The 20,482-nt window shown below is 33.7% G+C and carries 31 protein-coding genes; 27 read left to right on the top strand and 4 right to left on the bottom strand.

Annotated features, from left to right (window positions below; genetic code table 11):
• Positions 1-585 (bottom strand): helix-turn-helix domain-containing protein, encoded by a 585-nt coding sequence (locus CWR45_RS15875; RefSeq protein WP_115750841.1) that lies wholly within the window; start codon positions 583-585, stop codon positions 1-3.
• A 161-nt stretch (positions 586-746) separates the two neighbouring features.
• Between CWR45_RS15875 and CWR45_RS15870 the strand changes: the two genes are divergently transcribed.
• The 17 genes from CWR45_RS15870 (at position 747) to CWR45_RS15790 (ending at position 10,934) form a co-directional block, all read left to right on the top strand.
• Positions 747-974 (top strand): helix-turn-helix transcriptional regulator, encoded by a 228-nt coding sequence (locus CWR45_RS15870; RefSeq protein ID WP_115750840.1) that lies wholly within the window; start codon positions 747-749, stop codon positions 972-974.
• 15 nt (positions 975-989) lie between these two features.
• The gene (locus tag CWR45_RS15865) at positions 990-1,184 is read left to right on the top strand and encodes a hypothetical protein (protein WP_115750839.1); all 195 of its coding nucleotides are present in this window, start codon (positions 990-992) and stop codon (positions 1,182-1,184) included.
• Between the two features lie 15 nt (positions 1,185-1,199).
• The gene (locus CWR45_RS15860; RefSeq protein WP_115750838.1) at positions 1,200-1,562 is read left to right on the top strand and encodes a hypothetical protein; all 363 of its coding nucleotides are present in this window, start codon (positions 1,200-1,202) and stop codon (positions 1,560-1,562) included.
• Between the two features lie 93 nt (positions 1,563-1,655).
• Entirely contained in the window at positions 1,656-1,892 is a 237-nt protein-coding gene (locus CWR45_RS15855) for a helix-turn-helix domain-containing protein (protein WP_245975440.1), read from the top strand.
• Positions 1,893-1,993: 101 nt separating this feature from the next.
• Positions 1,994-4,234 (top strand): phage/plasmid primase, P4 family, encoded by a 2,241-nt coding sequence (locus CWR45_RS15850; protein ID WP_115750837.1) that lies wholly within the window; start codon positions 1,994-1,996, stop codon positions 4,232-4,234.
• Positions 4,235-4,542: 308 nt separating this feature from the next.
• The gene (locus CWR45_RS15845; protein ID WP_115750836.1) at positions 4,543-4,878 is read left to right on the top strand and encodes a hypothetical protein; all 336 of its coding nucleotides are present in this window, start codon (positions 4,543-4,545) and stop codon (positions 4,876-4,878) included.
• 33 nt (positions 4,879-4,911) lie between these two features.
• Entirely contained in the window at positions 4,912-5,409 is a 498-nt protein-coding gene (locus tag CWR45_RS15840; RefSeq protein ID WP_115750835.1) for a hypothetical protein, read from the top strand.
• A gap of 3 nt (positions 5,410-5,412) precedes the next feature.
• On the top strand, positions 5,413-5,832 hold the full coding sequence (locus tag CWR45_RS15835; RefSeq protein WP_115750834.1) for a hypothetical protein: 420 nt from the start codon (positions 5,413-5,415) through the stop codon (positions 5,830-5,832).
• Between the two features lie 15 nt (positions 5,833-5,847).
• Positions 5,848-6,042 carry a hypothetical protein gene (locus CWR45_RS15830; protein WP_115750833.1) on the top strand — a complete coding sequence of 65 codons (195 nt, stop codon included), beginning with the start codon at positions 5,848-5,850 and terminating at the stop codon, positions 6,040-6,042.
• A 4-nt stretch (positions 6,043-6,046) separates the two neighbouring features.
• A complete protein-coding gene (locus CWR45_RS15825; protein ID WP_115750832.1) occupies positions 6,047-6,352 on the top strand; it encodes an HNH endonuclease in 306 nt (101 codons plus the stop codon).
• Positions 6,353-6,484: 132 nt separating this feature from the next.
• Positions 6,485-6,682, top strand: coding sequence for a hypothetical protein (locus CWR45_RS15820; protein WP_115750831.1), 198 nt, complete (start codon positions 6,485-6,487; stop codon positions 6,680-6,682).
• Between the two features lie 137 nt (positions 6,683-6,819).
• The gene (locus tag CWR45_RS15815) at positions 6,820-7,464 is read left to right on the top strand and encodes a hypothetical protein (protein ID WP_115750830.1); all 645 of its coding nucleotides are present in this window, start codon (positions 6,820-6,822) and stop codon (positions 7,462-7,464) included.
• A 2-nt stretch (positions 7,465-7,466) separates the two neighbouring features.
• Positions 7,467-7,913 (top strand): hypothetical protein, encoded by a 447-nt coding sequence (locus CWR45_RS15810; RefSeq protein WP_115750829.1) that lies wholly within the window; start codon positions 7,467-7,469, stop codon positions 7,911-7,913.
• Between the two features lie 221 nt (positions 7,914-8,134).
• Entirely contained in the window at positions 8,135-8,791 is a 657-nt protein-coding gene (locus CWR45_RS15805) for a hypothetical protein (protein ID WP_115750828.1), read from the top strand.
• Between the two features lie 219 nt (positions 8,792-9,010).
• Positions 9,011-9,964 carry a hypothetical protein gene (locus tag CWR45_RS15800; protein WP_115750827.1) on the top strand — a complete coding sequence of 318 codons (954 nt, stop codon included), beginning with the start codon at positions 9,011-9,013 and terminating at the stop codon, positions 9,962-9,964.
• 14 nt (positions 9,965-9,978) lie between these two features.
• Positions 9,979-10,431 (top strand): hypothetical protein, encoded by a 453-nt coding sequence (locus CWR45_RS15795; protein WP_115750826.1) that lies wholly within the window; start codon positions 9,979-9,981, stop codon positions 10,429-10,431.
• 110 nt (positions 10,432-10,541) lie between these two features.
• The gene (locus tag CWR45_RS15790) at positions 10,542-10,934 is read left to right on the top strand and encodes a hypothetical protein (protein ID WP_115750825.1); all 393 of its coding nucleotides are present in this window, start codon (positions 10,542-10,544) and stop codon (positions 10,932-10,934) included.
• A 29-nt stretch (positions 10,935-10,963) separates the two neighbouring features.
• Here the strand turns inward: CWR45_RS15790 and CWR45_RS15785 are convergent, their stop codons facing one another.
• Both CWR45_RS15785 and CWR45_RS15780 read right to left on the bottom strand, forming a co-directional pair.
• Complete coding sequence (locus tag CWR45_RS15785) at positions 10,964-11,380, bottom strand: endonuclease domain-containing protein (RefSeq protein ID WP_115750824.1); 417 nt, start codon at positions 11,378-11,380, stop codon at positions 10,964-10,966.
• Positions 11,381-11,496: 116 nt separating this feature from the next.
• Positions 11,497-11,721, bottom strand: coding sequence for a helix-turn-helix transcriptional regulator (locus CWR45_RS15780; protein ID WP_115750823.1), 225 nt, complete (start codon positions 11,719-11,721; stop codon positions 11,497-11,499).
• Between the two features lie 312 nt (positions 11,722-12,033).
• Here CWR45_RS15780 and CWR45_RS15775 point away from each other — a divergent pair, with 312 nt between their 5' ends.
• The 7 genes from CWR45_RS15775 to CWR45_RS15750 all read left to right on the top strand — a co-directional run bounded on the left by CWR45_RS15775 (position 12,034) and on the right by CWR45_RS15750 (position 16,974).
• The gene (locus CWR45_RS15775) at positions 12,034-13,224 is read left to right on the top strand and encodes an FtsK/SpoIIIE domain-containing protein (protein WP_115750822.1); all 1,191 of its coding nucleotides are present in this window, start codon (positions 12,034-12,036) and stop codon (positions 13,222-13,224) included.
• Positions 13,217-13,834: a replication-relaxation family protein gene (locus CWR45_RS15770; protein WP_115750821.1), complete on the top strand. Its 618-nt coding sequence runs from the start codon at positions 13,217-13,219 to the stop codon at positions 13,832-13,834. The genes CWR45_RS15775 and CWR45_RS15770 overlap by 8 nt, the downstream gene beginning before the upstream one ends.
• Before the next feature lie 3 nt (positions 13,835-13,837).
• Positions 13,838-13,990, top strand: coding sequence for an XtrA/YqaO family protein (locus CWR45_RS19920; RefSeq protein WP_245975439.1), 153 nt, complete (start codon positions 13,838-13,840; stop codon positions 13,988-13,990).
• Positions 13,987-14,709 carry a putative phage abortive infection protein gene (locus tag CWR45_RS15765; RefSeq protein WP_115750820.1) on the top strand — a complete coding sequence of 241 codons (723 nt, stop codon included), beginning with the start codon at positions 13,987-13,989 and terminating at the stop codon, positions 14,707-14,709. The genes CWR45_RS19920 and CWR45_RS15765 overlap by 4 nt, the downstream gene beginning before the upstream one ends.
• 239 nt (positions 14,710-14,948) lie before the next feature.
• A complete protein-coding gene (locus CWR45_RS15760) occupies positions 14,949-15,146 on the top strand; it encodes a hypothetical protein (protein ID WP_115750819.1) in 198 nt (65 codons plus the stop codon).
• Between the two features lie 244 nt (positions 15,147-15,390).
• Positions 15,391-15,696, top strand: a complete 306-nt coding sequence (locus CWR45_RS20170) for a helix-turn-helix transcriptional regulator (RefSeq protein WP_245975437.1) — start codon at positions 15,391-15,393, stop codon at positions 15,694-15,696.
• A gap of 426 nt (positions 15,697-16,122) precedes the next feature.
• On the top strand, positions 16,123-16,974 hold the full coding sequence (locus tag CWR45_RS15750) for an MBL fold metallo-hydrolase (RefSeq protein ID WP_115750818.1): 852 nt from the start codon (positions 16,123-16,125) through the stop codon (positions 16,972-16,974).
• Between the two features lie 195 nt (positions 16,975-17,169).
• Here CWR45_RS15750 and CWR45_RS15745 read toward each other — a convergent pair whose 3' ends face one another.
• Complete coding sequence (locus tag CWR45_RS15745; protein ID WP_115750817.1) at positions 17,170-17,757, bottom strand: Maf family protein; 588 nt, start codon at positions 17,755-17,757, stop codon at positions 17,170-17,172.
• A gap of 241 nt (positions 17,758-17,998) precedes the next feature.
• Between CWR45_RS15745 and CWR45_RS15740 the strand changes: the two genes are divergently transcribed.
• From CWR45_RS15740 to CWR45_RS15730, 3 genes are all read left to right on the top strand, one after another.
• On the top strand, positions 17,999-18,625 hold the full coding sequence (locus CWR45_RS15740; RefSeq protein ID WP_115750816.1) for a metal-dependent hydrolase: 627 nt from the start codon (positions 17,999-18,001) through the stop codon (positions 18,623-18,625).
• A gap of 297 nt (positions 18,626-18,922) precedes the next feature.
• Positions 18,923-19,363, top strand: a complete 441-nt coding sequence (locus tag CWR45_RS15735) for a hypothetical protein (protein WP_115750815.1) — start codon at positions 18,923-18,925, stop codon at positions 19,361-19,363.
• A gap of 121 nt (positions 19,364-19,484) precedes the next feature.
• Positions 19,485-19,805 carry a hypothetical protein gene (locus CWR45_RS15730; protein ID WP_115750814.1) on the top strand — a complete coding sequence of 107 codons (321 nt, stop codon included), beginning with the start codon at positions 19,485-19,487 and terminating at the stop codon, positions 19,803-19,805.
• The last annotated feature ends 677 nt before the right edge of the window (positions 19,806-20,482 follow it).

Genomic DNA, 20,482 nt, shown 5'->3' with positions numbered 1-20,482 from the left:
TTATTCACCTTCCTTTATTGATCGTTCAAGTAAATCTAGTAAGAATTCTTTGTAATCACGATCTAAAAGTCTGCCTTTGAAATAAACGCTTGCGTTCCTAGTTAATATTGAATGAAGTTCGTAGGTGATTGCTTCTCTTTCTTCTTTTTCTATTTCTTGAATATTTTTTTCTCTTTCCTTTTCTTTTGCCCTTGCAAGCATAGACTTTAAATCTTCCCTAATAGTGTATATTTCTCGTTGCAAATTTAAAAACATATCTTTCTCTGATTCGTCCAACATAGATGTTTTTCTCTTTTGGATTAATTTATCCATAACTGCTGCCTTATTTTCCCCCAGCTTTGTTAATTTATCAATTTGAGCCAAATCCACATCAATATGATTTGATAAATTTGTTAGTTTTCTAATATCAACTTCCAATATATCCGATAATTTAAGCAAAAAATCTAAAGATGGTTTTTTCTTTTTTCCGTTTTCTACCATAGAAATGTAAGCGTCAGAATAACCTATTTCCTTTGATAACGCATTTAATGTAAATCCTTTTTCTGTTCTTAATTGCTTTATAAATTTACCTAATTCGTAATCCATTGGGAATAGCCCCCTATTTTGAAAATATTATTTTAACTAAGATTAACACAAAAATTAACTGTAGTAAATTTTTTATAATAATATTATTGCATTTAATAATTTCTTATGGTATATTTTAACTATAGTTAATTAACTGTAGTTAAAATTAGGAAGGTGAAAAAATGAGCCGCATGAAAGAAATCCGTTTACAGAAGGGATTAAAACAAAAAGATGTAGCTTCTATTACCGGATTGAGTAAACCTGCTATATCACTTTTTGAGAATGGAAAAAGCAAACCATCAATGAATAGTGCTTTTAAAATCGCACAAGCCTTAGGCGTTACCGTTGATGAATTGTTCAGTTTAGATTTCTTAAACGAGATAGTTGAACGAAAGTTTTTGGGCGTATAAAAGGAGGTTTAAATTATGCAAGAACCTAATGTAAAGGAGTTAAATTTGGAAGAAATGTTATCACGAAGCGAAATAACTGTAGGTATTTTACGGGTTGTATATGCACTTCAAGAAGTGAAGGATTACACAAAGGAAAACGTAGCGCAAGATTTAATAAAAGTTTTGAGTGATATGGGTTATTTAGGAGATCCGCTAGAAGTAAAAAAATAAAGGGGATGAATGAAAATGTACAGTAATTTAGCTATTGAGATGAACAAAGCAGGTTTACAGCCACAAGCTCTAGCAAATGTATTAGGGATTACGGCTGAAGAAGTCGTAAGAAAAATTAATAGGGTTGGAAAAATGTATTCCGAAGCTGAAGAAAGGGATGTTGTCACAGATTTTTACGCTACAGAAGTTTACAAAATTAAAACGACCTTCTTCCCTTATATGACATATGACTACCTATTTGAAAATAAAGAAATTAGCGAGAAAATACATGTGGATCTATCGGTATTAATAAATAAGCTGATTAAAACTGAATTACTCCCAGAAGGGGTAGCAATGAAGATTGATGGAGATGTTTATGTAGGTATTGGAAATGAGTAAAGTTGAACGCTTTTATCAAATTGCATTTGTTGTAACATTAGCATTTTTATATATATCTTTAATTATTTCATGAGAGGGGAAATTACTTTGTCTATGTTATCAGAGCAAGTAATGGGGAAAATTCAATTGGAACCAATCAAAAGAAGCACGATGACAGCGAAAGAAACGGCCGAGTATTTAGGGATATCCATTGATACAGTTTATAAGTTAGTACGTGAGAAAAAGATTCCTTGCTTCCAGATTGGAAGAAGAAAATTGTTTAAACGTGAAGCAATTGACAATTGGATTGAAGAGCAAATCGAATCAAGTGTTATTGATGAATGGGAATAAAAAAAGCTTAGGAACGGCAATTCCTAAACCGGTTGTTAAAAAAATATTCAATACAATAATTCTACCGTAAAAAGTCAGATTGTACAAGGGGGTGAGGTTTCTTGCAAACATTAATAAAAAGTCAAATACCCCAAGAATTAATGGGTCGTAACCAGTGGGTATTGTGGAAATTGGTAGACGTAATTGACAAAGAAACAGGCGAAAAGGTGATAGACGGAAAAACAGGCAGGATTAAACAAACAAAAGTACCGTTTCAGTTAAACGGTAAAAAGGCAGCTAGTACAGACCCTTCTACATGGACAAGCTATGACAATGTATTAAATGCAGTAGACAATAGGCAATACAGCGGAATTGGGTATGTATTAACTAAAAATGACCCATACACAGTGGTAGATATTGACGATTGCATCATTGATGGGAAAACCGCCCCCGAAGCTATAACGATTGTGCAAGCACTAAACAGCTATACAGAATACAGTCAAAGTGGAAATGGGATTCATATATTCGTGAAAGGTGAAAAGCCTGGTAATCGTAGTAAAAACCCAGAAAAGGGCATTGAGATATACAGTAAAAGTCGTTTTATCGTTATGACCGGAAACCATGTGAAAGGTACTCCATCGGTCATAGAAGATAGGCAAAACGAAATTAACAAAATGTACAGTCATTATTTTCCAGAAAAGGTTAACGATAAGAAGCCTGTCTCAATATCAGAGGAAATGGAAGATGACGAGATTATAAGCGTAATACTCAATTCTAAAAAAGAGGACTACAAAGAGAAATTCAAGGCTCTTTATTCAGGTGATTGGGCTCCATATTATGAAAGTCAAAGTGAAGCAGATCAAGCGTTATGTAATTACATTGCTTTTTATACTCAATCGTTTCCACAGATTGACCGCATCTTTTCAAACAGTGGGTTATATCGTGATAAATGGCAAAGGAATGACTATAAGACCAGCACTATAAACAACGCTATACACGGACTTAATGCAACGTTTCAAAACAATAAATTTCAGTTACATGTAAAAGATGGTGAAGAAACCATAGAGGTAGACTCTTCCCAATTCTATTATGAAAATACATTCTTGCATCATAATTTTGCGTGTTATTTAGTGAAAGAATGGAACATCATCTGCTTAGATGAAAGGCTGCATATTTATGAAAATGGAAAATACGTTGCAAACGACACATATATCAAGCGTTTAATTGTAACAATCATACCGAATTTAACAGTTAGTAAAGTACGTGAGGTGATGGAGAGGTTAAAGCTAGTTTCACCCCAGAAAGAACATTCAGACCCCCGTTATATAGGTGTGAAAAATGGTGTTTATGACATTGAAGAAAACAGGTTATTAAACCATAGCCCAGAGTTCGTTATCACCAATCAGATTAATGCTAACTATAATCCGTCAGCTAGATGTAGTCATATTGACGACATGTTAACTCTAATAAGCGATAACGATAATGAGGTAATGCATCTAATTAAAGAAATGATAGGTTACACGTTTTATAGGAAGAACGTATTTGAAAAAGCGTTTCTGTTTAAAGGTGAAGGTGGAAACGGAAAATCAACTTTGTTTGCTGCTATAAGTGCCTTATTAGGTGAAGAGAATATAACAGCTTTATCCTTATCAGATTTAAGTGAACGATTTAATACGGGGATGTTAAACGGAAAACTGGCAAACATTGGTGATGATATTCCTTATACGTCAATCAGAGATACATCAAGCTTTAAGAAACTAGCCACTGGTAACACAATCAAAGGAGAGTTTAAAGGGGAAACACCTTTTTACTTCAGAAGTTTTGCAAAGTTAATATTTGCAACTAACAAGATTCCTAGAGTATACGACAATAGCCAGGGATTAAAAGACAGATTAGTAATTATTCCTTTGAATGCAAGGATTAGAAATAGTAAAAAACAAGATCCATTTTTTGAAAACAAGATTACGACTGAAGAAGCTAAAAGTTATTTATTGAATGTGGGATTAGCTGCATTAAATGGATTACTTCTAAGAGGTAAATTTGTAAAACCTAAAGCAGTACAGCGTATGTTAAATGAATTTGAAATAACTAACAATCCGGTAACGGAATGGTTACATGAATACTATGAAGATGGTAAAGACATTCATTACTTGCCAGTTGCTTCAGTCTATGGTGATTATGAGCATTTCTGTTTACAAAATAATTATAAATATCCATTAAGTAAAAAAGCATTAGCAGTTGAGTTATCGCAACATGGCTATACCACTGATAGAAAGTATTTAGATGGTAAGCAAGTGCGCGTTTATTTGAGAAATGAAGAAGATTTAAAGAAATTCCAACAAGAACAAAGTAAATTAGCTTAGATAAACAAGTCACATGAGACATGACAAGATACATGTTAAATAAATGTATCTTGTCCACAAGCCTTATCGTATCAGTACTTTTGGAGTAACAAGACACATAAGACACGTTTCATTAACTCTTGGTGATAAAAAGATATATAAGGCAGATGTGTATGAATATATAAGACAAGTTACATCAATCTGTCTTATGTGTCTTGTGAAAGAGAAATCCAGTACTGGTAAGCGATTGAATCAAGATAGATTAAAAAAACGTGTCTTGTATCCGTCTTGTATCTGTCTTGTGAATAACAATCCTAGGAGTGAAAAGCATGCAAACTAAAGAATGGAGTTATAAAACAACAGCTTTTTCAGAAGGAAACAATCCAAAGGAATATGAACGATTAATGTTATTAGAAAAGTTCATGCTTGAGGTGTGGATTCAAAAATGTTTAGCACCGAATCAAACGATAAATTATAACTATCAATCTCCTTCTTCATACGGTCTAAAACACCGGTTTGAATCGAGTAAATATGGTTTTTATATAACCAACGGACAATTTAAAGGAGCAATGCTTGCAGCTGATTTTAAGCCAAAGGATTCAAGACAATTAAACTGGACATTCAAGCTTAGCAAACGTGCCGGAACACAAGCAATCGCAAATTAAATAGAAGTGTTGAAACTTTGGGGGTGGTGGTTAATGGAGCTAAACGAGATTGAACAAGAAGAAATACAAGCCTATTTCAATATAGATAATCGCATTAGCAATATTGAATACCGAATAGAACAACTAAGGAAAATGTTTTATGACCAAACAATGGCAACACGTACAGAATGTGATGGACTAGATATATATTCTGTAGGTTTTTCCCCTGATAGAAACGTTGTTCCATATTTAGATGTAGTCCTTTCTAGAGAAAGAACAATAGAAGTATTACGAAAAAGAAAACGATACTTGAATGATTATCTTAATACATTGGATCCATTAGATAAAACATATCTAATCAATAGGTACACAAAGAAAAAAATACCGAAAACCATCAATCCATTGGATAGAGAATTATACGAGGAAATTCTAGAAATCAATGAAGCTATTAATTTCATGTGGGATTATCCACCTGATATTAGAAATGTCGAGTTAAATAATGAAACCTTAGAAAAGGATTTTGATGCTATAGCAACATTGTTAGGAGTGTGAAATGTGAGGAATCAAATAGTAAAACATTACTTACTTGCCTGGGGTTATTTGGATAATAACATGGAATATCTGAACGATGCTGAATTAGTTAAGATGAAAATTCTTTATGCAGCACTAAAGGAAATTACACTTGATGAAAGACAATTCTTAGCAGAGAAGTATCGTGTACCAGTGAAGCCATACATTAAGGACTCAATATTAGCAGAGCGTAACAGTGTGGATGTAAAAGAATATGTCAAGGAACGTATCCGAATTGAAACGAAACTTAAACCAATCTTCATTAAGTGTAAGGAACAATACCAGGATGAATATAGAAAAGCTATTGATCTGGTTCATAGTGCATCACGTAAACGATTCTTGGCTAAGAAAGAGAAAGACTTTGAACTACTGAAAGAATCAGCCATGGCTTTCTTACGGGATTGAGGAGGGACTGTATTAATGGACATTGATGATATACGTAAGCAATTAGATAGAGTGATTGATACGAGTAGTTTATCTGACGATGAAGTTCTTTCTATCTACCAGGTTGACCAGAAGCAAAGACAGATACACTTTGAGAACCGATTGAAGAAAGCATTAAGAGTTGGAGACGGAAAGAAAAGGAAGTTACAAAAGAAATTAATTAGGTTGTGATTCAATGGCTGAGTATAAAACGATTGAACAGAAGAAGAAATTCTACAAAGGTAAAGAGTGGCAAGACATAAGGCAACAAGTATTAGTAAGAGACAACTATGAATGCAGAATGTGTAAAGAACTTGGATATGTAACGGTAAGAGATCAAAGCAAATTAGATGTTGACCATATCAAAAGCATTGAGCATCATCCAGAGTTAGCACTTGAATTAGAAAACCTGCAGCTATTATGCGTGAGACATCACAACGAAAAAGAAGGTCGAGTCTTTAAAAGAAAAATAAACAAGTGGGAAAACGATGAACGATGGTAAATAACACCCCCCCGGCTCAAGAATCCAATCTCATATTCTTGACCATGGGAACGGGATGGGGAGTCTGCTCTTTAGATTTATTGAAAAACTCACGTGAAGAGGGGTTATTCGTAACAAGATAGGAGGGCTGATATGAAGTATAAAGTAAAATCCGGCAACGGAAAAACAGTATATACAGCTATCTGTTATCGGTGTGATGCAGTATTAAAAGAATGCGGATCGTTCGCTCAAAAGTATTGCCCTGTATGTAAACCCATTGTGGACAAGGAAAAGGCTAGGGAGCGAATGAGAAGGTATAGAGCAAGGCAAAAACAGGAGGAAAAGCGTTAAGGGGGAGGGGATAAAATATTTTGATATATCCGTTGAATTGACCCTATGCACCGGTTTTCCAAAAATAAAAATTGAGTGAAATATATTTGGCGGGGGTACCCTTTCCAAACAACAAAATTATATGGAGGTTTTAAGATATGAAAAAAATTAATCTGATTGATGCAAACAAGTATTTCCAGGAATCGGAAAAGGTAATTCAAATCGTGAAAGATCGTCAGGACAAAATTCACCGCACATTGCCCACAGAATTTAAGTTAAGAATAGCAAAAGAATCGTTGGAAAAGGCGAAAACACGCGAAGATTATGATGAATTAAGTAACATGATAAAAGACTTTGAATTTGAAATAAAATACGGTAAAAATTACGTTCCTGCTATTCCAGAAGAAAACCAAAGTAAAATCGCTGTAAATCGTGTACGTGAAGAAGAACAAATCGATTTGGAGATAGCTAAACAAAAAGAGTTATTAATGGAGTTAGTAGACGGTCTACAAACACCACTACTCAATGTATTACTGAATATCGAAAAATTAGAAGAGCGTAGATTAATTGGTAAAAAGGTTGATATTTTACTAGAAGAAAAAATTACACAAGACAATAGAATCCGCAACGCATTCGGTCATGTAAGTTATTTATCATTTTCACCTGAACATAGCAATGCTAAAGAATCACACGAAAAAGCTGAAAAGTTGTTTAATGCTCTAAAAAATATAGCTACAACCCCTAAGCAATCAGACGGAATTATTAAACCATCTATATTCGAACGTATTTTAGGAGGGAAATAATAATGAAACATTATGAAATCGAAGTGGCAAAACAAGAATCTCGTACTCCATTATTTTATTACCCATACCACATCGTATTGAAATCTGAGTTAGCAAAATATATGGTAGCCAAACATTTCTTTAGTAAAACAACAAGTTACGTTTTATCGATGAAAAAGCAAGATTTAGCATTGCTGACCGATGAAAACATGAAAGATTTATCAGGGAGATATACGTTCCATTATGATGACCCACAGGAAACAGAAGGGACACGAATAGCGATTGTTAAAGATGCAGTACCTGGGGCAATTGGTCGTAAAGGAATTGACGGGTTTACACACTTCCTACCAGGCGTTAAAGGGTACGGTGCATCCTTAGAAGTAGGAAAAGACTTTGATATTGTTGTTGGCGAACGTGTGGAAGTAGAACAGCCAGTGAAACTTACATTTGATGATATAAAAGCATTATAAGTTGTACCCCATAGAGAGATTAACTATCACTCTTAGATATTGAGAATGGTAAGAAAAAAGGTTGGTTTATCTGTTAATTAGCAGTATTCCAACCTTCAATGTTAACCTAATATCACAAATTGACGGGAGAAGGGATTATATGAAAACAATAGTAGTTGGTACTCCAAACACAAAGAAAGCAATTGAGTATATTGCAGAAATTATAAAGAGAAGTGATGTATATGAAAAGTAATCTCACTTATGAAGAATGGTACGAAAAGCATAAAATGAAAATTTTCTGGAGCAAGTTTAAAATGATAAATGGTCTTAAAGATGATGGTACTGAGATTCTTCAAGAAAGCTTACTTTGGAGAAAGGTCGCTAGAACCAGGGAAGCCTGCGAGAAATCAGATAACCCAGAATATGCGCTTAAAAATGCTTTTTACTTTGATAAGCAGTACTTCTTAGAAAAATGGTGGAATACCTTCACACGGGACGAAAAGGAATTTTACCTAATCTATGTTTGGGGAGCGAAGGGTGACGGCAATCTATACGGTTTTGATTGGTGGCTACCTTATTTTAATGAGTTGGGATTCATATCTAATAAAGATAAAATGAGACCAGAAAAGCCGATCATATTGTATAGAGCAGCCGAACCATATTTTGCTAGGGGTATGTCCTGGACTGATGATATTAATATGGCTCTTGTCTTTCAGGATCGTAACCATGATCTACTGGGACCTAGAACGGTTTATAAAACAACATTCTACCCTGAAAGCATATTAGCAATTGTTGAGGGTTCAATAGTTAATTTATCGTATGAGCAACTTTCATACGGTAAGGAGTATGTAGTTAACCATAATGACATAGAAGAATTGAAAGAAGTAACTTTAATGTGAAAAACTCTGAGTATGCCCACTATTGTGAACTAAAACTACCTTTAGTGCGGTTTGTCGAGCCATCTGCCCGGTCTTCCTGAGAAATTTTTTTCGTGAAGTTACTTGCCAAGGGTATCACCATTGCCTTTGTAGATTGATGAAATTAATGGCTGGTAAAGAAGGAAAATAGTCCCTATTTGTCGAATTTAGTACTGTAGATAAATAGGGGGGATTTTATAATTGGCTAAAACATTTAAGAAATTACATTTCCATCAACTTAGTGTACTTAAAAGGACACTTGTAAAAAAAGCCGGTACAGCAAGTGAGCAACAATTTGATGATCTTGAAATTAAACAAGTAAATAACTTATTTGAAGAAATTATCAATAATAAACTTAATAATAACTGCATAAGAATACAACAAGAGTATGATCCGGATTACACAACATTAGAAGTTATAGAACATAATGATGAGTATATTTTTGGTCGTCTGGGAAAAGAAAAAGATGTAAGGGCTTTTCATATAAGGGAAGGTAAAACTTTGATTTCTAAACCAATTGATGTGAAAAAAGACCAAATTTTTGAGGTATTTACATACTTGCTTATTGATAGGGAAACATTAATTGTATCATATCTGTTTGAACAATCCGCTCCATCAATACTTAAGCTGGGAGAACTGTTCACTAATTTATATAAGGACGACAGTTTATTTGGGGAAATAGCTGCAGTTAGCGTTGAAGATGCAATACCTTTTTTAAGTCAGAAAGATTCAATTGGTACCATAACTTATAAAACAACCCTACCGCCATCGGACTCAAGGTTGTGGAATGAAGAAGTAACTGGATTAGACCGAAGTACTTATGAGAGCATTGAAAACCTCAAAAATGTTGAGATCACTGTAAAATTAGTTGCAGAGCGTAATAAGGATACCTTCCCCGATAAAGGGATGTTTAGTCAGGCCATCAGGAAAATCACAGAGTTTGGTTCAAAGATTAAAGTTAGAGCAAAGAATGATGACGAGTATACACAAGAACATAGTTTGATAAACAATCCTTTAACGAAAAAAGTTAATTTTGAATTTAATGAAGATATTCAGGATATGAAACTAATAAAACAAGATATTTATGAAAAAATGGTGAAGGTGTATAATAAAAATAAAAGTGAAGTATTAAGGTTTTGTAAGCAAAAGTATTGAATGGAGAGGGTAAAATGATTCGTCGTTTTGTTCGTCGAAATACCCGCAATTTATTTCTATTAATAATCCTTGTTATCTTAATTATATTGGCTTTGTTGAATGATATGATAAATGAAGATACAATGAAAAATATAAAACATATTGATATTCTAACAATAAACTCTATTTTTATTGGCTTTCTTTTCACAACTCTCGGAGTGATTGTTGGTTTCTTAGGCAACACTAAAATTGCCAATTCAGATAGAGCTGGTTATATGGACGAGTACTACAACACAATTTATTTTGGTCTAGTTTTTTTTATTGCATCTGCTATATCTGGGCTTGCTGCTTTATTCCTAGAAAACATGGATAATAATAAATATGTACTTATTATTGAACAAATAGCTATATTACTGGGAGTTGCTTTCTTTATCAAAGCAATTTTTAATTTAGCATCAATTATAAAAAAAGTAAGAAAAAATCTTTAAAGGCCTCACCTTGAGGTCTTTTCTATGTTGATCATGAAGGAAAATAGTCCATCTTTGTTGAATAGTAATTATATATATATATATACTTTTAAAAAAAGGAGACTGTTTTGATGAAAGAATATGTGAGGGCTGATTACGTAAATTCAGAAGATATTCATAAATATTTGTCAGAAGGATGGGAAATAATTGGTACAACAAAGGAGTTTTATGAACCTGAAACTACTCGATTAAGTTACCATGTTGGACTACCAGCTAGAGCTTTAGTAGGTAAACTTCAAGAAGTAATAAGAGATTATGAGCGTTTTGGATTAAAAAGTGAACTATTTAAGAAAATTGCTGAAGAAAATGAAGAAGATATTAACGATTATTCAGATGTTGGTAGAGTTTCCCATGATAAAACTCCCACTTATATGACTAAATACGAAAGAACTGTTCATGAAAGTAACAAAAGATATTATAAAAACTATACACAGGAAGAGATTGAAAATAGATATTCCTTTTAAAAAGGTACCCATTGTGGTGCTTTTTTAGTTTAATTTAGATTATCCTTTATTTTACTAACCACCCCTGGCAAATCCCTGTGTATTTTCGTTCCGGTAAACCGTAAGACAGTCCAGCCTTTACTTCTTAAAAACCTATCCTTTTTTCTGTCATGTGCCTTTTGTTCTGGTGATGAATGATAAGCCTTACCATCACACTCAATAGCAAGCAGCGAACCAGGGAAAGCTAGATCAATCCTATATCTGCCTTGTTTATATTGCGGAACGGGATATAAACCGTGTTGTACTAATCCTTGGTATACTCTTCTTTCTATAGGTGATTCACATCTCCAATAGTCAGGGACATAAGTCGTTTCCTCTTGTGGTGTTGGTTTAAAGCGGATAGCTAAAATTATAGTTATGATTGCCATTGAAAAGAAAACAATATACTCAATAATTTTTATATCCATAATCCTTACCTCACTTTACCATATATGACCCTATTTTTATTCCGTAGGTTATCCGGTTTACCGGATGTAATATACCCATAAACACGAAGGTGTGTAAGTGGGCACTCTGTGATTTATCATATATCCCAAAAGTCATCCATGCTTATATTGGGATCTATTTTTCTAACAGCTTTTAATATCTTTTTCATTACCTTTGTGCTGGGTTCATAATCTGGATCAGTGCAAGCTTTACTTATTGTATTTCTACTCACTCCTGAAGCATTAACTAAATCCTCCTGGGAATAACCATTTCTATCTAACCACTTCCCTAAATTAGATCGTTTCTTACCCACTCCAAACATTATGCAGCACTCCTTTTTTTTAAACAGTCTTACCACTCTTTCACAATTATATACGAATCTTTCACAAATTTTTGGGAAAGTTGGACAAGCGGTGCTGCATAAGATATACAAAAGCACCTACAAATGCAGCTGCAAAAGTAATTACAAATGTATCTGTACAAATGTAATTGATCTATTAAGGTATGGGACAATTAGAAAAACAAATCTGTTTAAAGCGGAACGAAGAGGAGCGGGTTGAGGGGGAGCGCGAGGGGGCAATGCTAAATGTTCAGATAATTAAGTTGCACAAATCAAGTATAAAGGAGAGATAACATGTTAACACTAATTGGTTGGTCCATGGTTGGTGCTTCGGTTGCGGGCTTGTCTTATCCTGCATTTGAAAGTGTGTTTTTAAAGAACAAATACAACGAAAAGAAACTGAAGGAAATCCTGCATAAGTCCTTTGTGAACGGTAAATTTTATCACGAGAATAATGGAATGAAAGTATACCCAACAATATTGAAATTTGAGACGAAAAATAATAGGCTTACATTCGTTTTCAATGTTCCAAAGGGATTAAGTTGCGAAGAGTTTGAAAAACGTTCATACGTATTTAAACAACACTTTGGAATGTTTATTAATTTAGATATGAATGAAAGGAGAGGGGTATTAAAAGTATATCCTAGAGGACTACACAAATTTAAATATAATTATGATGATGTGACTGAAGACTTGGAAGGAAAGATTCCAATTGTTTGTGGGCGATCTTTAGAGGGTGATATATTTTCGTTTGACCTAGTAAAAAACCCTCATGTTCTTATTGCTGGGGAAACAGGTAGTGGGAAATCTAGTGCGATAAGGGTAATTCTAACCACATTAATTAAACAAAAAAATCCAAGCGAAATACAATTAATCTTAGGTGATTTAAAGCGTTCCGAGTTCCACTTGTTTAAGCGAATTGAGCACGTTGAGGGCGTTTATTATTCTGCTGATACATTAAGACCTGTACTCAATAAAGTAAAGAAAGAGATGACTAAAAGGGGAGATAAATTAGATGCAGCAGAAGTTAACTCTATTGATGAATTGAAAGAGAAATTGCCATACATTATTGTTTGTATTGATGAGGTTGTTCTGTTGAAAAAAGAAACAGATATCATGGATATATTAGAGGAAATATCGTCAATAGGAAGGTCGCTAGGTGTATTTATTATACTATCTATGCAAAGACCTGACAGCAAGCTTCTAGATGGTAAATTGAAGGTGAATTTAACAGTTAGAATGGGTTTTATAACTGCTGATGCAATCAATGCTAAAATAATAGGTACACCTGGGAGCGAAAAGCTAACTACTCCCGGAAGAATGATATTAAAAACAAATTCTTCCCTTCAAGAAATACAATGCCCATTACTTGAAAACAAGAAAGCTAAAAAGCTATTAGAGCCTTTTAAGGTTGCCAAAGTAATTGAACCAGTGCCAGAACAAGACGACTACAATAAAGTATTGGAGTTGTTTAAAAATGAATAAACGCGATCTACAGCTAATTGATGACTTGCATCGGTTCCGTGTGATGAGTAGAAATGATATAGCTGATTTGTATTTTTCGCATTTAAAAAGTCCAATAACAAGCGCCAATATTGTATTAAAACGATTGGTACGTGATAAGCAAATCGATGTTAGCAAAGCATTTAGTCCGTATGTTTACTTTCCAATACAATCCAATATGAAACGTAACTCAACTAAAATTCCTCACTTTTTAAAAATCGTAGAAATATATAAGCAGTTACAACAACATACCAAAATTGATTCTTTTATAGTAGAACCGAAATATAAAAAAGGATTAGCAGAACCGGATATACTCGTGACAATAAAGGGTAAACAGTTTTATATAGAGGTTCAACGTAATTTATACAGTCAGAAAGTCATGGATCAGAAAATAAAGAGGTATGAAGCCTTAAAGTATTCTAATGAGTTCACCATGTTCCCATTCATAATTATGGTGAGCGATACCAGGTATGAGATTAATTCAGATGTGACGGTGTTTCAAGTTTCTTCTATACATGAATTTATGAACAAGGTAAGGAAGAAGGAGCAGGCTAAACAACCGGTAAATGAGATTAAGTTTAAAATAGGATAATAGATTGATATAATGGATATACCTTCCAGTTGTGTGATAGTTATTTGCGATGGTGTAGCTAAATTGAGGGTGTTACCACCATTTGGTGAATATAGAATTGTTACACATCAAGGAAAGGTGAAACGAATGCGGAAGGAAGAGGGAGAAGAATTTTGAAAGAAAAAGTAAATTTACAAAATACTTTTATGATATTGGGATCTATTTTGTTAATTGCAGCATTTGTTATTCCTTTTTTAATCGAACAAAAATTTGCAGTATATTTAGGAGAGGCTGCTACCCCATTTTTATCTGCTGCAGCATTTCTATTATTAGTATCGGCTAACATTATGCAACAAAAAGAATTGGCTTTACAAAGAGAAGAATTAAAAGCAACTAGAAATGTTTTTATGGAACAAAGTAAAACAATGACTTTACAAAGGTTTGAGAATATTTTTTTTCAAATGATATTGTTAAATTTAGAAGTAGTGAATTCCATCGAAATAGGAAAAGATACTAAAGGAAAGACCGCATTGCAAAGGTTATCAATACGTTTAAGTCAATCCATGGAAAATATCCACGAAAAAAAAGAAGTAATTGAAACCTATAATACATTTTTAGATAAATATTATGATTTTTTTGGCCATTATTTTATGAATTTGTATAGAATAATAAAATTGATTGACTTAGCAGATTTAACCGAAGAAGAGAAAAGAAATTATATAGGTGTTTTAAGAGCTCAGCTATCAAGAAGCGAATTAATATTGATTTTTTATAATTCATTAGGCTCGCAGGGAGCTAAGTTCAAAAAATTAATCATTAAATATAATTTCTTTGAAGATCACTTAAAAGCACATCACCTTGCTAACGAGAAACATTTTAAATTACTAACTTTATAGTTCTACCAGCCATCTGGAGGACACTGAATGACGCAATAAACGTTGTTTGGTGTCCTTTTTTATATTGAGGAAAACACTTCAAACTAATTAAATCTGACTAATATTACAAACATCTACTTGAGGGTTTAATTGCTTCAAGACGTACAATTTGACGTACAAAGCATTTTTAAAAAATAATTAGTTCACTCCTTAGATTTTAGGAGTGAATTACAAAATTTAATGATAAAAAGGAGATAAGGATGGAAAAATCAAATGAAATTAAAAGAGTAAATAAAATTACAGTTAAAGAAGCTTCAGAATTCATGGGGGTGTCACAGCAATTCATCCGATTAGGATTGCAACAAAAAATTCTTCCTTTCGGTGTAGCAGTAAAAATGTCATCGGTGTGGACTTACCATATATCTAGAAAGAAATTGTTTGAGTATATCGGTGAATAAAATCGGATTTAGTCATCCAACTATCTATGTAGAAGTTTTGGCAGCAGTCAATGAGAAGTTTACAAAAATAACGAGATTATCGGTGATTTTTACGCTTATTTTAGGATAACTTGGTACTTCTTCGTAATTTCCGAGTGAGTTCTACTTGAATTTCCCGGATAGTTCTACTACTGTTTTTTATAATAAACAAAAAAAGATAGATCAAAATTGACGAAAGAGTTTTTGCGTAGGAGGTTGAGGGAGAATGGGGAAATTAATAAAAGTAACAATTGATAACAAACCATCAGAAGAAGCTATAAAAAATGCTATTGAATACATTGCCCAAATAGCTATGGGAGAGAAAAATGTAATTGATAAAGAAGCTATAAAAAATAATCGAAACATTAGAGGTGTAAAAGCCTTGGTGGAGTATTTAGAAAGCATTGGTACACCGATAGGTGAAACCACAATATATAAATTACTCAGGGAAAAGCAAATACCTCATAAACGAATAAGTAACAGAGTGCTGATATTTAATCTGGATCATATTGATGATTGGATAAATAACTGAGAAATTAAACCACCGAAAAAACACCGATAAATATCAGATAGGGTAATACGACTTTTGTTGACCAGTTGTTGACCAATTTGGACAATGAACTACAAAAATAATCGTTCTAAATATTTTACAACCTGCATAAATGCTTTTATATCAGGCTTTATGCAAATTAATCATAATTGAGAAAAGCAACTGTACAGACTTGACAGGGTAGAGGTCGTTGGTTCGAGCCCAATCGGAGTCACTAATCAAAAGAGACGCTAATCCTTTTTGTATCAAGGGAAAAGCGTTTTTTTTGTTTTCTGATAATTTTTTCAAAAAAAGACATTCAGCCATGTTCTAAATAATATTAAATTATTATGAGGAACATGTTGTCAAATTAAAGGGAATATATCTCTATATGAAAAAAAATTACATTTTACATAGAGGGGGTTAATTATGGATAAGGATATTTCTTATGGTAATGATTATAAATTTATTCCTGCAACTTCAATAGGAAGTGGTAGAGGTTTAGAGGTTCTGCCAGATTTATATTCTCATACGATTCAAATTGTTAATATTTGCTTAGTAGGTATTCCGAATACTAAGGATTTTGTTTTAGTTGACGCAGAAATGCCTGACTCAGCAGATAAAATTATTTCTGTCATTGAAGAACGTTTTGGGGCTAACAGCCGTCCTAAAGCTATTATTTTAACCCATGGTCATTTTGATCACGTAGGTGCAATTGTTGAGCTAGTAAAAAAATGGGCGGTTCCTATATTTGCTCATGAGTTAGAATTGCCTTTTTTGACAGGGAAAATGAGTTATCCTAAGCCAGATGCTAGCGTGGAGGGGGGCTTGATAGCAAAAATGTCTCCAATGTTTCCGAATGAACCAATCAATCTAGGTGAAAATGTTCAAGGCTTACCTGCGGATGGTAGTGTGCCATATATGCCGGGTTTCCGTTGGATACATACACCTGGTCATTCACCGGGGCATATATCATTGTTCCGTGATGAAGACGGGACTCTTATTGCTGGAGATGCCTTCGTTACGGTTAAACAAGATTCACTCTACAAGGTTCTTACACAAGAATTGGAAGTAAATGGTCTACCAAGATACTTTACAACAGTTTGGAATGCAGCTAGGAAATCAGTCGAGAAATTGCAATCATTAAAACCGAGAATTGCCATAACTGGGCATGGAAAGCCTATTTCGGGTGCAACACTTTCAAATGGTCTCAAAAAGTTAGTTGATGAGTTTGACAAAATTGCTATTCCAGATTATGGGAAGTTCGTAGATAATAGCTAACCTAACATTAACTTAGAATCATTTGTCATTCATATTAGTGGGAATATTATTAGTCGAGTACATGAATGTGTGTATTAGAGGGTTCCAGGTAACTACTGAACGACCGCATGTTGAATATATTTAACTGTTCCTATACATTTTTAAAAACCCCAAGTGACTTAATGGAATAAAAGCTTGGGGGATTGGGGGTTTGACTCAATTAAGTAGAGCAGTTTCCGGATACACTTCAAATTCCCTTAGCTCTCTAACTACACGAGAAATAGGTAACCCCATGACATTGTAGTAATCTCCAATAATTTGCTTAACAAACGTGGCGCCGATGCTTTGAATTCCGTAGGCACCTGCTTTATCGTACGGCTCATTTGTGGATATATACCATTCTATTTCCTCTTTGGTTAACTGCCAAAACTCAACCTTAGTTCGCTCAACAAATACAATTTCTTCATCAACTGAACGAATCATGACTCCAGTAAATACCTCGTGCACGTCTCCACTTAATGCAGAAAGCATTTGTAATGCATCTTCCTTGTTTTTAGGTTTTTCAAATATTCTTTGATTGTAAGTAACAACTGTGTCAGCAGATATGATTACTTCGTCCTTATGTTCAATAAGAATACTCTGACCTTTAAGTTGAGATAATTGCTTTACTTTTTTTAACGGATCACTAGTAATGATAAGTGATTCATCTATGTCTTGTTTTCGGAAAGCAAAAGGAATTTTCACCTGTCTTAATAGTTCCTGCCTTCTTGGTGACGATGAAGCTAGAATGAGTTTTTTTGTCATTAGTTATTCCTCCTGTTAGACTATAGCCTTTCCATTATATAATCCGTATCAGCACTTATAAATATATATTAATTGTTTTTTCAATAACAGTAACTTTGTTATTATTTTAGAACAGATCATATTATACATCAATCATTATAGATTCAATTATTTTTCCCACAAATTTGACTTTTTGTAGTAAAATAGAGCACGGTGTTTATGAAAATACCACAAAATATTGTTCTTAGGGTGGTATTTTAATATGAATGGAACAGCACATGTTGCAATTGGTGCGGCAGCAGGGTTTATCGTCGCAAATAATTATCAATCATCACCAGCTACCACGCTTTTATTAGTTGGAATAGGGGGGATTTCGGGGTTGATACCAGACCTTGATATTGATGGGAAGCTTCGAAATAAAATCACCCTATCACATAAGGTTATCCAGTCCGCAGCACTGTTAATTGGGATGCTGATGATTGTTTATAGTATCTATGAAGGTATTGCAGCAAACCGTTATCTGGGTATTGGTATCGGACTCGCAATGATAATTGGATCGTCGTTTATTAAGCAAAGGCATATGCTAACTATCACAGGAATTGGTGTACTCGTAAGTGGTATTTCCCATCAAGAGATGTGGTTGCTGCTACTTGGTGTTTATATCTTAATTGCGTCCTTTGTCGCACATCGGAGTTATACCCATTCGATCCTAGGGGTTATTTTCTATGGTATTATTGTTTCAAAATTAGAGGTTTCTTTAGGAATTGAAGGGATTTTCTATACAGGTCTTACAGGATACATAAGCCATTTAGTTGCTGATAGTAAATTATTGCCATTTAATAAACGAGGAATTAAGCTTTTCTTACCCATTTCATCGAAGGAAATGTAAGGCTTGTGAGTTGCTTGTATATTTAATAAGGACTATCCGTAATCCAAAAGAAGATTTCTGTACCATACAGGAATCTTCTTTTTAAATTCCAATTAATTATATATTGCTAAATGCTTTTGGAACGATGCTCTTTCCTATTTTGTTATTAACAATATTTAAAGCACCAGTATGGCGGCCTTCCTGTCGACCACCAAATATTTACCCACTTTATTTGGATGCTTTTTTGCTTTGAAGGTTATGTAGTATTAAGGAGAGGAAATATTCCTCTCTTTATTTTTCTTGGGGGTGAACTACTTAATGAAAAGAACGAATGATATTAAGCAGAAAATTGCTGAGTGGCAAGAAATGACCACCTCTTATCTGAAAGAAATAAAAACTATCATATCGGAACAAAAAGTGGCAAAAGATTTTCAAGTTATTAGTTATTTTACATACTCCTTAAACATTTCTCATGAGCAGGGAGATGAAAATTTTAGCCCTGGTTCTTATCATATTCAGAATCTGGGGGCAAGCCCACTTTCAAACCCATATATTTGTATAAAACTATCTGCAGATTCACCTTTCGACTTTTCTGGAAAATATTTAAATAAGGATTCTAAACAAAAAATGAAATTACCAAATGCATGGGAGCGGATGAATGACTCTAAAGATAAACAGGAATTTTGGTTAAGGCCGACTAATGTAAGTAAACTTGAGCCGAACGATACATTGTCATTTTCAAACTTCCAAGTGAAATAAATACCAGTATCCTCTTATGCGGGCAGTATTATGGGGTTTATCTATGGGGATGAAATAAAAGATGGAATTAGCGCCCTTAACCAGATTAATGTTGGTGGTTCTATAAATAAGGGGGATGAAAATGAGCAATAATCAATACAACCATAAGCAGAAATCATTAATTATACAATTAATTCGTGATTATATAAATGAAAATATAGATGAATTAAAACATAAAGATCAGTCAAGAGATAATAGTTTCGTTTTTTTAGAAAGCGAAACACTCCATTTGATTATCACTTCTATACTCACGCATTTAGATGATCACCCGACTTTAGATGTCAGGGAGGCAAATGCCGAATCATCTGTTCTTGAAGAAATTGAGCTTTATCTTGACGAAGTAATGGAGGAAAGTAAGATGGCGTTTGAAGATGTTATTAATATATTAAAGAAAAAAACGTAGCATGGATTTTTCCCCCATAATTAGGCAGTGCCGGATCCTTCCATCCTGTTTTTATAGCGAAATAGGAGGTTAGATAATAATTGAAAACTTACCTGTGGAAGTAAGGGGAAGGGGATTTGCTACCAAGTACTCCGAAGTGTGAGAAGGATACTATGTAGGTAATAGGTGAACATCGGATGGTTGAATTAGCATCAGTATGTATACTAAAGATATTTTCTTATCAAAAGGAAATCTAGGATAGATTCTGACATAGGATTATCACGAATGCAAAAGTTAATGGCGTGGACTGAAGCTTTTTTTTCATGATATATAAAACTTCTTCGGAGTTACTTTACATGCAAAGTAACTCCGAAGTCTTTTTTTATGATTAAATAGTGCAGTCTGTTAATTACTCAGAGACCGGTTGTTGCTGAATTTTACACGTTCAACTTGGCTATCCGCCGTTAATGCTTGTAAAATTTCATTTGAAGCTTATTTGATTGCTTCACCTGGGCAAGTATTTGATCAGATGTATTTCTCAATTGCTTGTGCGCTAATTGGTTTACATCATGTTGTGTCACCAAAATACTCCCCTTTTTTCACATAAATCTATATTGTTTGCTGAAATTGTATAACTATGGTCCAATTTTTTCTTACTCATAGACTGTAAATATCCATCAGTTGACGTTGTCGGAATA

Source organism: Oceanobacillus chungangensis, from assembly GCF_003369565.1.
Taxonomy (GTDB): Bacteria; Bacillota; Bacilli; order Bacillales; family Amphibacillaceae; genus Oceanobacillus; species Oceanobacillus chungangensis.
Note: the sequence above shows the minus strand (reverse complement) of the source record. Positions and strands in the feature narration are given on the sequence as shown.